Raw genomic sequence first — 13,638 nt, forward strand, 5'->3', positions numbered from 1 at the left:
TCATTCCGTTCCAGTCAGCAAGGGCACGAAGCGCACTGCTTCGAGCCGGCTTTCCCTGAAGATGGCACCTTGCCGCTCCACCAGCACCAGGCGTTGCTCGGAAGTGCCCACCGGGATCATCAACCGCCCGCCGGGCGCCAGCTGTTCCTTCAGCGCCGCCGGCACCGAGGTGGCCGCGGCGGCCACGATGATGGTGTCAAAAGGCGCCGCCTCGGGCAGACCGAGATTACCATCCGCATGTTTGAAGCGCACGTTCGGCCGCCGCATGGTTCTCAGATTTTCACGCGCGCGGTCCAGCAGCGGGCGGATGCGCTCCACCGCATACACTTCCTGGGCGACGAAGGACAGCACCGCCGCCTGATAACCACACCCTGCCCCGACCTCCAGCGTGCGGCCGAGTTCCCGCCCGCTGCGCAGAATCTCGATCATGCGCGCGACCACGAAGGGCTGGGAGATGGTCTGCTGGAAGCCGATCGGCAGGGCCGTATCGTCATAGGCGCTGTAGGCCAGGCCTTCCTGGACGAACTGATGCCGGGGCACCTGCTGCATCGCAGCCAGCACCTTCTCGTCACGGATACCCTGCGTGCGCAGGCGCTCGATCATGCGGGCGCGGGCGCGCGCGGCCCCCCCGGCGGCATCCGCCACGGTCCTGTTCATCGTCCCAGCCAGTCCGCCACCGGGGCGATCAGCCCGGTATGGGTCAAATCGATCTGCAAGGGCGTCACCGACACATGGCCGTTGGCGACGGCATGGAAATCGGTGCCTTCGCCCGCGTCGGCGGCCCCCCCGGCGGCCCCCACCCAGTACACCGTCTCATTGCGCGGCGTCACGCTGCGGATGACGGGCTCGGCCTTGTGGCGTTTGCCCAGGCGGGTGACGCGCAGTTCGCCAAGCTCTTCGTAGGGTCGGTCCGGCACGTTGACATTGAGCAGCACCGGACGGGTGAACGGCACGCGCTGGAAGCGTTCGGCCAGGTCGCGCGCGACCCGCGCCGCGGCGGAAAAATCACTGGCCGCCTTGCTGACCAGCGATACAGCGATCGACGGCACCCCCAGCAGATAGCCTTCGGTGGCCGCCGCCACGGTACCCGAATAAATGGTGTCGTCACCCATGTTGGCGCCGTGATTGATCCCGGACACCACCATGTCGGGCAGATGGTCGAGCATGCCGGTGACCGCCAGATGCACGCAGTCGGTCGGCGTGCCGTTGACGAAGTAAAAGCCGCTGGCCGCGCGCCGCAGCGACAGCGGACGGTCCAGCGTCAGGGAATTGCTCGCCCCGCTGCGGTCGCGCTCCGGGGCCACCACGGTCACTTCGCCGACCGTGCTCAAGGCCTCGGCGAGCGCGGCGATGCCAGGGGCGAAATAACCATCGTCGTTGCTGACGAGAATGCGCATGTTCGTTCCGTGTTGATGCGACTTGTGTACCGGCACCGCCCACCGGTGGATTCGCCACCGCACGAGTGGAAAACAAAAAACCGGCGCATGGGCCGGTTTTTGTCTGCGAAGTTTGGTCGGGGCGGCGGGATTCGAACTCGCGACCCCTTGCACCCCATGCAAGTGCGCTACCAGGCTGCGCTACGCCCCGACACAGACAAAAATTATAGCACTTCTCGGAAAGTTTTCCAGCCGAACGCAGTTGCCGGATGTTCTCGGCGGCTCACCCGCGCAATTCAGCGAGCAGGGCTTCAAGCTCGCCACGCACCTCGCCGAGCACCCGCTTGAGGCGGTCGCTTTCCTCCTCGGCCTCGTGCTCGTGGATGGCCGTTTCACCCAGGCGGTTGCGCGCGCCGGAAATGGTGAAGCCTTCATCGTAGAGCAACTGGCGGATGCGGCGCACCAGCAGCACCTCGTGATGTTGGTAGTAGCGCCGGTTGCCGCGCCGCTTGACCGGCTTGAGCTGGGTGAATTCCTGCTCCCAGTAGCGCAGCACGTGCGGCTTCACCGCGCACAGCTCGCTGACCTCGCCAATGGTGAAGTAGCGCTTTGCCGGGATGGGCGGCAGAGGATCGCTGTCCGCGTTATGGCTGCTTGCTTGCATCGCTGAGCTGCTCCACGACGGCCTTCAGCTTCTGACTGGCGTGGAAGGTGACGACGCGGCGCGCGGTGATCGGAATCTCCTCGCCGGTCTTCGGATTGCGGCCGGGGCGCTGGGGCTTGTCGCGCAGCTGGAAATTGCCGAAGCCGGACAGCTTCACGCAGTCGCCGCGCTCCAGCGCCAGCCTGATCTCCTCGAAGAAGCCTTCCACCATATCCTTGGCTTCACGCTTGTTGAGGCCGACGCGCTCGAACAGCAGGTCGGCCAGTTCCGCTTTGGTCAAGGTCACCTTGTTATTCTCCCTAGCCGCGCAACCGGGCACCCAACGTGGTCTCGGCTTGGCGTACCAGCGCCTCGACGGCCTGCTCTACCTCGGCGTCTTCAAGCGTGCGCTGAGTATCTTGCATCAACACCCTGAAAGCAAGGCTCTTTTTCTCCGGCTCGATGCCCTTGCCCTGATACACGTCGAACAGCCCGATCTCGCGCACGATGGCCGGCGCGGCGGTGCGCAGCACCTCCACGACGCGTGCGGCGGAGACCTCCTGGGCGACCACCAGCGCCAGGTCGCGGATCACCGCCGGCTGGCGGGAAATCTCGCGGTAGGCCGGCAGCGCGGCGTGCAGCACGGCATCCAGATCGACCTCGAAGGCCACCGGCGCGCTGCCCAGATCGTAGCGCTGCACCCATACCGGATGCAGTTCGCCGAGGATGCCCACGCGGCGCCCCTGGAACAGTACCGTGGCGGCGCGCCCCGGATGCAGCGCGGGGTGGGAAAGACTCTCGAAGCTCAGTTCGCCGGGGGCGAACAAGGCTTCCAGGTCGCCCTTCACGTCATAGAAATCCACTTGGCGGGCGGGCGTACCCCACTGTTCGCGCACGGCCGATCCGGTGGCCAGCGCGGCGACGCGCAGGGGCTGGTGAAATCCGGCCACCGGCTCACCATCCGCCTTGCGCTCGAAGCAGCGGCCGATTTCGAACACGCGCACGCGGTCCTGCTGGCGGTTGCGGTTGACCAGCACGTTGGCGGCCAGCCCCGGGATCAGGCTGGAGCGCATCACGTTCATCTGGCTGGCGATGGGGTTGGCCAACCGGATCGGATCCGGATTGGCGCAGAAGTCGCGCTCCCAAGCCGCGTCCACGAAGGAGAAATTGACCACTTCCTGATAGTCGCGGCCGGCCAGCAGATGGCGCACGTCCCAGGCGTTGCGCGAGGATTCGCTGCGTTCGAGCATGCACAGGTCGCCGCGCGGCGGCACCGCCGGGATGTTGTCGTAGCCGTACAGGCGGGCGACTTCCTCGATCAGATCCTCTTCGATCTCGATGTCAAAACGGAAGGACGGCGGGGTGACCAGGAAATCGCCGTCCACGCGCCGCACCGGCAGGTGCACGCGCGCCAGCAGCGCGGCGATGGTGTCGTCGTCGAGATCCACGCCGAGCACGCGCCGGGCGCGCGCCGGGCGCAGGCGCACGCCCGGGCGGGCGGGCAGATGCTGCGGCGACACGGCATCCTCCACCGGGCCGGCCTCGCCGCCGCAGAGGTCGAGGATCAGCCGGGTGGCACGTTCGATGGCGGTACGCGCCAGTTCGAAATCCACGCCGCGTTCGAAACGGTGCGAGGCGTCGGAGGAGAACCCGAAGGCGCGCGCGCGGCCGGCGATGGCGGCCGGTGCGAAGAACGCGCTTTCCAGGAAGACTTCGGTGGTGTCCAGGGTGATGCCGCTTTCCTCGCCGCCCATGACGCCGGCGAGCGCCAGCGCGCACGCCTCGTCGGCGATCAGCAGGGTATCGGCGGCGGGGGTGACGGTCTGCTCGTTGAGCAGGCGCACGGTTTCGCCCGCGCGCGGGTGGCGCACGTGGATGGCGCCCTGCAACTTCGTGTTGTCGAAGGCGTGCAGCGGCTGGCCCAGTTCCATCATGACGTAGTTGGTGACGTCCACCAGCGCGCTGATCGCGCGCACGCCGCTGGCCTGCAGGCGCTGCTTCATCCACTCCGGCGTGGCCGCACGCGCATCCACGCCGCGCAGCACGCGCCCGCAGTAGCGCGGGCAGGCTTCGGGGGCGTCGAGTACGATGGCGCGGCGCGCATCGATGGCCGGTGCCACGGCCTCGATGGCGGGCAGCGCCAGCGGCGCGTCGGTGAGCGCGGCCACTTCGCGGGCAACGCCGGCGAGGCTCAGGCAGTCGGCACGGTTGGGGGTGAGCTTGATGGTGAAGCGGATGTCGTCCAGCCCCAGCGCGGCGCGCACGTCCTGGCCGACCTCCAGGCCTTCCGGCAGCGCCAGCAGGCCGCCGTGGTCTTCGGAGAGGCCCAGTTCGCGCGCCGAGCACAGCATGCCGAAGGATTCCACGCCGCGCAGCTTGGCCGCCTTGATGGCGAACCCGCCGGGCAGCACCGCGCCCACCAGGGCGCAGGGCACCAGCATGCCGGCCGCCGCGTTGGGCGCGCCGCAGACGATCTGCAGCGGCTCGCCCTGGCCGGCGTCCACCTTGCAGACCTTCAGCTTGTCGGCATTGGGGTGCTTGTCGGTTTCCACGATGCGCGCGACCACCACCGAGCTGAACGGCGGGGCGAGCGGATCGGCCTCTTCCACTTCGAGGCCGGCCATGGTCAGCAGATGGCCGAGCGCCTCGCTGTCGAGCGCCGGGCTGACGAAGGTACGCAGCCAGTTTTCCGAGAATTGCATGATGGGTTACCTGAATTGGCTCAAGAAGCGCAGGTCGCCTTCGAAGAACAGGCGCAGGTCATTGACGCCGTAGCGCAGCATGGTGAGGCGATCCGGCCCCATGCCGAAGGCGAAGCCGGTGTAGCGTTCGGGGTCGATGCCGCCGAAGCGCAGTACGTTGGGGTGCACCGAGCCGCAGCCGGCGATCTCCAGCCAGCGCCCTTCGAGCGGACCGCTCATGAAGGCCACGTCGATCTCGGCGCTGGGCTCGGTGAACGGGAAGAAGGACGGGCGGAAGCGCACCTGCAGGTCGTCGCTTTCGAAGAACTTGCGCAGGAAGTCGGCGATCACGCCCTTCAGGTCGGCGAAGCTGACGTTCTCGCCCACCCACAGGCCCTCGACCTGGTGGAACATCGGCGAGTGCGTGGCATCGGAATCCACCCGGTACACGCGCCCCGGGGCGATCACGCGGATGTCCGGCATGCTCTCCTGCCCGGCATAACGGGCAACGTGCGCGAGCATGGCGCGCACCTGCACCGGGCTGGTGTGGGTGCGCAGCAGCACGTCATCCTGGCCTTCCAGGTAGAAGGTGTCATGCATGGAACGCGCCGGGTGGTTTTCCGGCGTGTTCAGCGCGGTGAAGTTGTGCCAGTCGGTCTCGATTTCCGGGCCGTCGGCCACGACGAAGCCGATCGAGCGGAACAGCGCCTCGACGCGCTCCAGCGTGCGGCTGGTCGGGTGCAGGCCACCGGTGGTGTTGCCGCGCCCCGGCAGGGTCACGTCCAGCGCCTCGGCGGCCAGCTGGGCCAGCAGCGCGGCCTCGCGCAGGGCGGTGCGCCGGGCTTCCAGCGCGGCCTCCACGGCCTCCTTGGCGCGGTTGATCTCGGCACCGGCGGCACGCCGGGCCTCCGGATCGAGCTTGCCCAGCCCCTTCAGCAGTTCGGTCAGCGAACCGCTCTTGCCCAGATAGCGCGCCTTGGCCTGTTCGAGCTGGGCACCATCGGCCGCGGCGGCGAACTCGGCGGCGGCCTGTTGAACCAGTTGATCGAGCTTGTCCATGTGAAGCCGTAGAGAATCCCAGAAAAAAAAAGGAGGCCAGGCCTCCTTTTTCGGTGCTGCGTTCGATTACGCAGCGAGTTTGGCCCGGGCTTGTTCGGCGAGCGCGGCAAACGCCGGCTTGTCGAACACGGCCAGGTCGGCCAGCACCTTGCGATCCACCTCCACGGCGGCCTTCTTCAGGCCATTCATGAAGGTCGAGTAGGTCAGACCCAGCTCGCGGGCCGCAGCGTTGATACGCGCGATCCACAGGGCACGGAACTGGCGCTTGCGCTGGCGGCGGTCACGGTAGGCGTACTGGCCGGCCTTCATCACCGCCTGCTTGGCGATGCGGTATACGTTCTTGCGGCGGCCGCGGTAACCCTTGGCCTGATCAAGGACTTTCTTGTGGCGGGCGCGGGCGGTTACACCACGTTTAACTCTGGGCATGGCGGTCTCCTATCAAGCGTAAGGCAACATGGCGCGGATCAGCTTTTCGTCGGCGGCATGCACTTCCGTCATGCCGCGCAGCTGACGCTTCACCTTGGTGGTCTTCTTGGTAAGGATGTGGCGCTTGAACGCCTGGGACCGCTTGATCCCACCGCTGGAGCGGACCTTGAAGCGCTTCTTGGCGCCGCTCTTGGTCTTCATCTTGGGCATTGCTAACTCCTGTTTATGAATGCCGTCAGGTAGCGCCGTCGCGACGCTTTGCAAACCTGACACCACTTGTAATGCGGCGCCTCACGGAACCGCTTCAGGGCGTCCGCCCCGATCAGCGAATCTTCTTGATCGGCGCGATCACCATGATCATCTGACGCCCTTCCATCTTGGGCATCTGCTCGACCTGGCCATGCTCCACCAGATCGGCCTTGACTCTTTCCAGCTGGCGCAGACCGAACTCCTGGTGCGCCATCTCCCGGCCACGGAAGCGCAGGGTGACCTTGCACTTGTCGCCTTCTTCGAGGAACCGCTTCAGATTGCGCAGCTTGATCTGGTAGTCGTTCTCGTCGGTACCGGGACGCAGCTTGACCTCCTTGACCTGCACCTGCTTCTGCTTCAGGCGGGCTTCGTGGGCCTTCTTCTGCTCCTGGTACTTGAACTTGCCGAAGTCCATGATCTTGCAGACCGGCGGCTTCGCCATCGGTGCAATCTCGACCAGATCCAGGCCGGCTTCCTCGGCGGCACCCAGGGCCGCGTTCAGGGACACGATGCCGAGCTGTTCGCCCTCTTCACCGACCAGCCGGACCTCAAGCGCGTTGATCTCCCCATTCACGCGCTGCTTCTTATCTTGAGCGATGGTTCGTTCCTCTCCAGAATTACAAAAAAATCAGACCGGGCCGGCTTTCGCTTCGATTTCGCGATGCCAGCGCCCGATCAACGTATCCAGGGACATTTGGCCAAGATCCTGGCCGCCCCGCGCACGAACCGCCACCTTGCCCTCGGCCTTCTCCTTCTCGCCGACGACCAGCAGATAGGGCAGCTTGTGCACGCTATGCTCGCGGATTTTATAGTTAATCTTTTCGTTGCGCAAATCGGCCTCGACGCGGAAACCGGCTTCGCGCAAGGTTTTTTCCACTTCGCGGGCGTACTCGGCCTGCCCTTCGGAAATGTTCAGCACCACCGCATGGCGCGGCGCCAGCCACAGGGGCAGCGCACCAGCGTGGTGCTCGATGAGGATGCCGATGAAGCGTTCCAGCGAACCGAGGATGGCCCGGTGCAGCATCACCGGGTACTTCTTGGTGTTGTCCTCGGCGACGTATTCCGCCCCCAGGCGCACCGGCAGGTTGAAGTCCAGTTGCAGCGTGCCGCACTGCCACACGCGGCCCAGGCAGTCCTTCAGCGAGAATTCGATCTTCGGGCCGTAGAAGGCGCCTTCGCCGGGCTGCAGATCGTAGGCCAGTTGTTGCGCATCCAGCGCGGCGGCCAGCGCAGCCTCGGCGGCGTCCCATTGCTCGTCGGTGCCGACGCGCTTGTCGGGGCGCGTGGACAGCTTGACCTGCACGTCCTCGAAGCCGAAGTCGCGATACACCTTCTGCAACAGGCGGATGAATTCGGCCGACTCCTCCTGCACCTGCCCTTCGGTACAGAAGATGTGCGCGTCGTCCTGCACGAAGTTGCGCACGCGCATGATGCCGTGCAGCGAGCCGGAGGGTTCGTTGCGGTGGCAGGAGCCGAACTCGGCCATGCGCAACGGCAGGTCGCGGTAGCTCTTCAGGCCCTGGTTGAAGATCTGGATGTGGCACGGGCAGTTCATCGGCTTGACCGCGTAGTCGTGCTTTTCCGACTGGGTGGTGAACATCAGGTCGGAATACATGCCCCAGTGGCCGGACTTCTCCCACAGCGAGCGGTCGACGATCTGCGGCGTCTTCACCTCCTGGTAGCCGTGCTGGTCGATGGTGCGGCGCAGGTACTGCTCGACCTGCTGCCACAGCGTCCAGCCCTTGGCGTGCCAGAACACCATGCCGGGCGCCTCGTCCTGCAGGTGGAAGAGGTCCAGCTGGCGGCCAAGCTTGCGATGGTCGCGCTTCTCGGCCTCTTCCAGCATGTGCAGGTAGGCGTCCAGATCGTCCTTCTTCACCCAGGCCGTGCCGTAGATGCGTTGCAGCATCTCGTTCCTGGAGTCACCGCGCCAGTAGGCGCCGGCCACCTTCATCAGCTTGAACACCTTGAGCTTGGCCGTGGTCGGCACGTGCGGGCCGCGACACAGGTCGGTGAATTCGCCCTGGCGGTACAGCGAAACGTCCTCGGCACTGGGGATGGAGGCGATGATCTCGGCCTTGTAGTTCTCCCCCTGGCCCTTGAAGAATTCCACCGCCTCGTCGCGCGCCCACACCTCGCGCGACACGGGAATGTCGGCCTTGGCGAGCTCGGCCATGCGCTGCTCGATCTTTTGCAGATCCTCGGGCGTGAACGGGCGCTTGTAAGAGAAGTCGTAATAGAAGCCGTTGTCGATCACCGGGCCGATGGTCACCTGCGCTTCCGGGAACAGCTCCTTGACCGCATGCGCCAGCAGGTGGGCGGTGGAGTGGCGGATGATCTCCAGCCCTTCCGGGTTCTTGTCGGTGATGATGGCCAACTCGGCATCGGCTTCGATGCGATGGGACAGGTCGACCAGGCGGTCGCCCACCCGGCCGGCCAGCGCGGCCTTGGCCAGACCGGCACCGATGGAGGCGGCCACCTCGGCCACCGTGACCGGCTGTTCGAAACTGCGGACGGAGCCGTCCGGAAGCGTGATGTTCGGCATCGTTCAACCTCGGTCTGACCCCGCGGCAGTGGGGTCGTACAGACGAAAAAAAAGTGCGGTCGAGCCGCACTTTTTCTTGGAGCACTTACACAGCGGGACCCGACTGAAGGATTCAGGACTCGGTAGTGCAAGTTCGGAACATGATCGCCGGCTCCAGATGTCTGGTAGGCGCGATTGGATTCGAACCAACGACCCCCACCATGTCAAGGTGGTGCTCTAACCAACTGAGCTACGCGCCTGCTAAGAGCCGCGCATTATATACGTTCGCGCTCTACTGTAAAGGGTTTTCTCAGCCCGCCGTGCTTTCCGGCCAGGCTTCCAGATACTGCCGCCAGTGCGGTGCGTCGAGACGCGCGAGGGACTCGCGCACCAGCGCCACTTCGGCCGCCCAGGCGGTGGCGTCGAGATGGCCGCGCATGCGCTGGAAGCCCAGATAGACCAAGTAGGTATTGACCACGTCGGTTTCGCAGTAGTCGCGGATTTCCGCCGCCCGGCCCTCCTGCCAGGCCTGCCACACCGCGCCGCCGTCCATGCCGAGCTTGCCCGGATAACCCATCAGCTTGGCCATGTCGTCAAGCGGCGCGTTGGCGCGCGCCTGGTACAGCGCCAGCAGATCCATCAGATCGAGATGGCGCTGATGGTAGCGGCTGATGTAGTTGTTCCATTTGAAGTCACGCGAATCGCCGTAGTCGCCGTCGCCGGTATCCCAGTAGCGCGGCGCGCTGACGCCGTGGATCAATCCGCGGTAATGCAGCACCGGCAGGTCGAAGCCGCCGCCGTTCCACGACACCAGTTGCGGGGTGTAGCGCTCGATGCCGTCGAAGAAGCGCTGGATGATCTGCGCCTCACCCGCATCCGGCTCCGACAGCGAGAACACACGGAACTGCGCCTGATCGCGCAACACGCAGGAAATGGTGACCACGCGGTGCAGATGGTGCTGCAGGAAGTCGCCGCCGCTGGCGGCACGGCGCTGCTGGAAGGCGAACTCGGCGACTTCGTAGTCCGTCAGTTCGTCGGGCAGCGCGTTGAGCGCGCGCACGCCGGCGACATCGGGAATCGTCTCGATATCGAAAACCAGGACCGGGCTCACTTCTGCACCCAGCCTCCCGCGCCCTGCACCCACCAGCCCTTCTGCGCGCGGTCGATCCAACGCTGGGCGAAGGTGGCGCGCACGTCGGCTTCCCATTCCGGGCGGCCGTTGGCGCGCGCGATTTCGCGGTAGAGCGCCGCGCGATCGGCATTTTCGGCGGAAACCAGCGCGTTGATCTGGCCGCGCTGCGCCAGTGGCACGCTGGAGGCATCGCGCAGGGCGACAGTGCCGTCGCGCGCCAGGCCCAGCGCGCCGCTGGCGTACAGGGGCGCGAGTTGCGCGTGGCGCTGCTGCATGGATTTCTGCAAGGCGCTGATCGCCGGGGTGTTGATTTCCAGGTTGTTCTGCGCGGCCGCATGGCCGGCCAGGGAGAACAACAGCGCGGCGAGCAGGACGCGCAAGCGGCTCACGAGCTTCATTGGGCGGCTCCTTCGGGGCGGGCGGGCTGGCCGGCGTTGTCACGCAGTTGCCAGACTTCGTCGATGATGCGGTCGGCTGCCTTTTCGGCCGCGGCCGCCGGAAAGTAGATGTTGATGGTCACGCAGGCGCTGGTGATGGCCAGCAGCATGGCGCACAGGGCAAGGCGCGGAGCGGAATGCATGGGGAAACCCTCTTTGCGACAGCGGTGAGGCGGGATGCGCCCACCGCCTAGCGGACGACCGGCGAGGCGTTGGATTCGGTGACGCGCTGCAGGCGGTCGACCAGTTCGAACCAATCCACGCGGCGATTGTAGCCGATGACATTGAGCGCCGGGATGCCGCCGCCGCGCACCAGCGCATAGCCGCCACCCGCCCCGCCGGCGCCCTCCAGGCCGCCCATGAGGCATACGCCGTCGCGCAGCACGCAGGAGATGCCGATTTCACGATAACCGAAGGATTCGAAGAACCCCAGCAGACTGCGCTGGATGGCCGCGACCGCCCCGGCTCCGCCCAGCGCGCCGATGTTCTGTACCGCCCGCTGGCTGATGCGGCGGGGGTAGCGCCCCGGGCTGCTGGCCACCCGCGCGTCGAAGCGCACCGGCTTCCAGCGCGCCAGCTCCAGCCCGCGCAGGCCCACATCCACCTGCCCGCTGATGCTGCCGAAGGAAAAGGTATCGGTGAGCTGGGCCAGATCCAGGTTGCGCGCATCGATGTCGGCATACAGGTGGGAAGCCACGCCGAAGGGTTCCAGCACGCGCAGTTCGGTGGCCTGCAGATAGCCGCCGAACACCGAGATCACCAGCGCGCCATCCAGCACGATCTCGCCGGGAGACACCTGCATGCCGGGCAGCGACGCGGACAGCACGCCCGCCATGGGCGGCAGACCGACCGCTTCGGTGAGCAAGGGCATGGAGATCGGCTCGACCACCGCGCCGCCGCTGCCATGCCAGCCGTCCGCGCCGTGCCGCAGGTGCAAGTCGTCGAACACCAGCGCGCCATCGAGCAGCGGAATCCGCACGCGTTCGACCGCCACCTGCGGACCATGCAGCCGGGCATGCAGGTCGAAGGCGCCGAGCGCCAGCTTCTGCCAGCGCCCGCCGCCCACGCTCAGCACGGCTTCGGTCGCCTGCTCCGCCCGCCAGGGCAATGCGCCGTCCACCGGGCCGAAAGCCAGTTCTCCACCCTCCAGGCCGATGCCGGCCTGCTCGAAGGCGGCGTCCAGTTCGGCCAGCCTGCCGTCCTCCACCCGCAGCCCCGCGCTGACGTGGCCGGCGAAACGCAGGCCCTCGGCCTGCGCGGGGGCCAGCAGCGGCGCCAGATAACGCGGCCCGACGACCGCCAGGTCGGCACGCGCGATGCCGAATCCGCCGCTGTGCAGCCGCCCCGCCGCCAGATCGTATTCGCCCTGCCCGGCCACGCGTTCCACCCCGTCGAGTTCCAGCGTGGCCTCGTCGATGCGCAGGCGTTCGCCGGCCAGGCGGCCGCGCAGTTGCGCGCGCGGCCCCGCGGTCAGGTACAGCGGATGCAGATAGGCTTCGCCGGCCGACCACTCCAGCGCGGCCTGCCAGTCCCAGCCGCCAGCGCGCCCATCGACCTGCCCATGCAGGCGCAACGCAATGCCCTCGGCCGCCTGCAGGCCGTCCGTGCTGGAAAAGCCGCCCTCTCGCCAGTTCAGATCGAAGCGGCTGCGGCCGGCCGCCCGCGCGCCACGGTGTTCGACCTGCCCGTCGATCCGTCCGGCGGGCTGCCAGCCGGCCAGCAGCGGCGCCAGCGCCCCCAGGCGGGCCACCTCGACGCCGCGCAGTTCGGCACGCAGCACCCCGTCTGCCGCTGCGTTCAGCCGAAGCGCCTCCCCATCCCCGAGCTCGAGACGCAGGGTGCCACTGCGCGCGGCCAGCCGGGCATCCAGTTCCACCGCGACGCCGGACAGCCCGGCCACGTCGAGCCGCCCGCCGGCGCACTGCAGCTGATCGGCGTCGAGCCGAAAGCGCGGGCACTGCAGACGCAGCCCCTCGATGCGCCGCCCGCCTGCTTCCAGCGCGCCGATGCGCAGGCGTGCCGCAGCACCGCCCTCTTCCAGGGTCAGTTCGAGATCGTGGACAACGAAGGCAGGATGTTCGAGGCGTTCGAAATCCAGCACCAGCGCGCGCGCCGCCGCCCCGCCGGCGGCGGACAGCAGTGCGAGCGCCGCCAGGCAGCAGGCAACGAAGCGGAAGAAATCAGGCCGGGAAGACGCCGGTGGACAGGTAGCGGTCGCCACGGTCGCAGACGATGGAGACGATCACCGCGTTTTCGAGCCCGGCGGCCAGGCGCAGGGCCACCTGCATGGCGCCGCCGGAGGAAATACCGGCGAAGATGCCCTCCTCGCGCGCCAGCCTGCGGGTCATTTCCTCGGCATCGGCCTGGCTGACGTACTCCAGCCGGTCCACCCAGGTCTTGTCGTAGATCTTCGGCAGGTAGGCTTCCGGCCATTTGCGGATGCCGGGAATCTGCGAGCCTTCTTCCGGCTGGCAGCCGACGATGCACACCTCCGGGTTGCGCGACTTGAGGTAGCGCGAGGTCCCCATGATGGTGCCCGTGGTGCCCATGCTGCTGACGAAATGGGTGATGGTGCCGCCGGTCTGTTCCCACAGCTCCGGCCCGGTGCCCTCGAAGTGGGCGAGCGGATTGTCGGCATTGGCGAACTGGTCGAGGATGATGCCCTTGCCCTCGTCGCGCAACTGCTCGGCCACGTCGCGCGCCATTTCCATGCCGCCTTCCTTGGGCGTGAGCACCAGCTCGGCACCGAAGGCCCGCATGGTCTGGCGGCGCTCGACGCTCTGGTTTTCCGGCATCACCAGGATCATGTGGTAACCGCGCATGGCCGCAGCCATCGCCAGCGCGATGCCGGTGTTGCCACTGGTCGCCTCGATCAGCGTGTCGCCGGAGCGGATGTCGCCGCGCGCCTCGGCATGCACGATCATCGACAGGGCCGGGCGATCCTTCACCGAACCGGCCGGATTGTTGCCCTCAAGCTTCGCCAGGATCACGTTGCCACGCCCGGCGGTGATGCGCTTGAGGCGCACCAGCGGGGTATGGCCGACGTAATCTTCGAGGGTCTTGTATTCCATTGGGGGCGTCCGTTGTTCGGGAATTCCGGGATGGTAACCC

At 66.9% G+C, this 13,638-nt stretch carries 15 protein-coding genes and 2 tRNA genes; all 17 read right to left on the reverse strand.

The features are described from left to right. The 17 genes from E6C76_RS09410 to cysM all read right to left on the reverse strand — a co-directional run bounded on the left by E6C76_RS09410 (position 1) and on the right by cysM (position 13,598). Positions 1-657, reverse strand: coding sequence for a protein-L-isoaspartate(D-aspartate) O-methyltransferase (locus tag E6C76_RS09410; RefSeq protein WP_230976215.1), 657 nt, complete (start codon positions 655-657; stop codon positions 1-3). Then, complete coding sequence (gene surE, locus E6C76_RS09415) at positions 654-1,397, reverse strand: 5'/3'-nucleotidase SurE (RefSeq protein WP_136347963.1); 744 nt, start codon at positions 1,395-1,397, stop codon at positions 654-656. The genes E6C76_RS09410 and surE overlap by 4 nt, the downstream gene beginning before the upstream one ends. Positions 1,398-1,510: 113 nt before the next feature. Further along, a tRNA-Pro gene (locus tag E6C76_RS09420) sits at positions 1,511-1,587 on the reverse strand. Positions 1,588-1,659: 72 nt separating this feature from the next. Next, entirely contained in the window at positions 1,660-2,040 is a 381-nt protein-coding gene (locus E6C76_RS09425) for a MerR family transcriptional regulator (protein ID WP_136347964.1), read from the reverse strand. Then, on the reverse strand, positions 2,021-2,326 hold the full coding sequence (locus tag E6C76_RS09430; RefSeq protein ID WP_136347965.1) for an integration host factor subunit alpha: 306 nt from the start codon (positions 2,324-2,326) through the stop codon (positions 2,021-2,023). The genes E6C76_RS09425 and E6C76_RS09430 overlap by 20 nt, the downstream gene beginning before the upstream one ends. Before the next feature lie 13 nt (positions 2,327-2,339). Next, positions 2,340-4,721 (reverse strand): phenylalanine--tRNA ligase subunit beta, encoded by a 2,382-nt coding sequence (gene pheT / locus E6C76_RS09435; RefSeq protein ID WP_136347966.1) that lies wholly within the window; start codon positions 4,719-4,721, stop codon positions 2,340-2,342. A 6-nt stretch (positions 4,722-4,727) separates the two neighbouring features. After that, entirely contained in the window at positions 4,728-5,759 is a 1,032-nt protein-coding gene (gene pheS / locus E6C76_RS09440; RefSeq protein ID WP_136347967.1) for a phenylalanine--tRNA ligase subunit alpha, read from the reverse strand. A gap of 66 nt (positions 5,760-5,825) precedes the next feature. Then, entirely contained in the window at positions 5,826-6,185 is a 360-nt protein-coding gene (gene rplT / locus E6C76_RS09445) for a 50S ribosomal protein L20 (RefSeq protein ID WP_011764816.1), read from the reverse strand. 12 nt (positions 6,186-6,197) lie between these two features. Continuing rightward, positions 6,198-6,395, reverse strand: a complete 198-nt coding sequence (gene rpmI / locus E6C76_RS09450) for a 50S ribosomal protein L35 (protein WP_136347968.1) — start codon at positions 6,393-6,395, stop codon at positions 6,198-6,200. 112 nt (positions 6,396-6,507) lie between these two features. Continuing rightward, positions 6,508-7,032 carry a translation initiation factor IF-3 gene (gene infC / locus E6C76_RS09455; RefSeq protein ID WP_136347969.1) on the reverse strand — a complete coding sequence of 175 codons (525 nt, stop codon included), beginning with the start codon at positions 7,030-7,032 and terminating at the stop codon, positions 6,508-6,510. Positions 7,033-7,062: 30 nt separating this feature from the next. After that, positions 7,063-8,979, reverse strand: coding sequence for a threonine--tRNA ligase (gene thrS, locus E6C76_RS09460; RefSeq protein WP_136347970.1), 1,917 nt, complete (start codon positions 8,977-8,979; stop codon positions 7,063-7,065). Positions 8,980-9,141: 162 nt separating this feature from the next. Further along, a tRNA-Val gene (locus tag E6C76_RS09465) sits at positions 9,142-9,218 on the reverse strand. 50 nt (positions 9,219-9,268) lie between these two features. After that, a complete protein-coding gene (locus tag E6C76_RS09470) occupies positions 9,269-10,069 on the reverse strand; it encodes a 3'-5' exonuclease (protein ID WP_136347971.1) in 801 nt (266 codons plus the stop codon). After that, positions 10,066-10,488: a YdbL family protein gene (locus tag E6C76_RS09475; protein WP_136347972.1), complete on the reverse strand. Its 423-nt coding sequence runs from the start codon at positions 10,486-10,488 to the stop codon at positions 10,066-10,068. The genes E6C76_RS09470 and E6C76_RS09475 overlap by 4 nt, the downstream gene beginning before the upstream one ends. Further along, the gene (locus tag E6C76_RS09480; RefSeq protein WP_136347973.1) at positions 10,485-10,670 is read right to left on the reverse strand and encodes a hypothetical protein; all 186 of its coding nucleotides are present in this window, start codon (positions 10,668-10,670) and stop codon (positions 10,485-10,487) included. Before E6C76_RS09480 ends, E6C76_RS09475 begins: the two co-directional genes overlap by 4 nt. Positions 10,671-10,717: 47 nt before the next feature. Further along, complete coding sequence (locus E6C76_RS09485; protein ID WP_230976216.1) at positions 10,718-12,748, reverse strand: translocation/assembly module TamB domain-containing protein; 2,031 nt, start codon at positions 12,746-12,748, stop codon at positions 10,718-10,720. Further along, entirely contained in the window at positions 12,708-13,598 is an 891-nt protein-coding gene (cysM, locus tag E6C76_RS09490; protein WP_136347974.1) for a cysteine synthase CysM, read from the reverse strand. Before cysM ends, E6C76_RS09485 begins: the two co-directional genes overlap by 41 nt. Positions 13,599-13,638: the final 40 nt, after the last annotated feature.

This window comes from Pseudothauera nasutitermitis, from assembly GCF_004801295.1.
GTDB lineage: Bacteria > Pseudomonadota > Gammaproteobacteria > Burkholderiales > Rhodocyclaceae > Pseudothauera > Pseudothauera nasutitermitis.

Coding starts and splice junctions, on each gene's coding strand:
- surE (WP_136347963.1), bottom strand. CDS start 1,397: ATGCGCATTCTCGTCAGCAACGACGATGGTTATTTCGCCCCTGGCATC.
- E6C76_RS09480 (WP_136347973.1), bottom strand. CDS start 10,670: ATGCATTCCGCTCCGCGCCTTGCCCTGTGCGCCATGCTGCTGGCCATC.
- E6C76_RS09475 (WP_136347972.1), bottom strand. CDS start 10,488: ATGAAGCTCGTGAGCCGCTTGCGCGTCCTGCTCGCCGCGCTGTTGTTC.
- rplT (WP_011764816.1), bottom strand. CDS start 6,185: ATGCCCAGAGTTAAACGTGGTGTAACCGCCCGCGCCCGCCACAAGAAA.
- rpmI (WP_136347968.1), bottom strand. CDS start 6,395: ATGCCCAAGATGAAGACCAAGAGCGGCGCCAAGAAGCGCTTCAAGGTC.
- E6C76_RS09425 (WP_136347964.1), bottom strand. CDS start 2,040: ATGCAAGCAAGCAGCCATAACGCGGACAGCGATCCTCTGCCGCCCATC.
- pheS (WP_136347967.1), bottom strand. CDS start 5,759: ATGGACAAGCTCGATCAACTGGTTCAACAGGCCGCCGCCGAGTTCGCC.
- pheT (WP_136347966.1), bottom strand. CDS start 4,721: ATGCAATTCTCGGAAAACTGGCTGCGTACCTTCGTCAGCCCGGCGCTC.
- E6C76_RS09410 (WP_230976215.1), bottom strand. CDS start 657: ATGAACAGGACCGTGGCGGATGCCGCCGGGGGGGCCGCGCGCGCCCGC.
- thrS (WP_136347970.1), bottom strand. CDS start 8,979: ATGCCGAACATCACGCTTCCGGACGGCTCCGTCCGCAGTTTCGAACAG.
- cysM (WP_136347974.1), bottom strand. CDS start 13,598: ATGGAATACAAGACCCTCGAAGATTACGTCGGCCATACCCCGCTGGTG.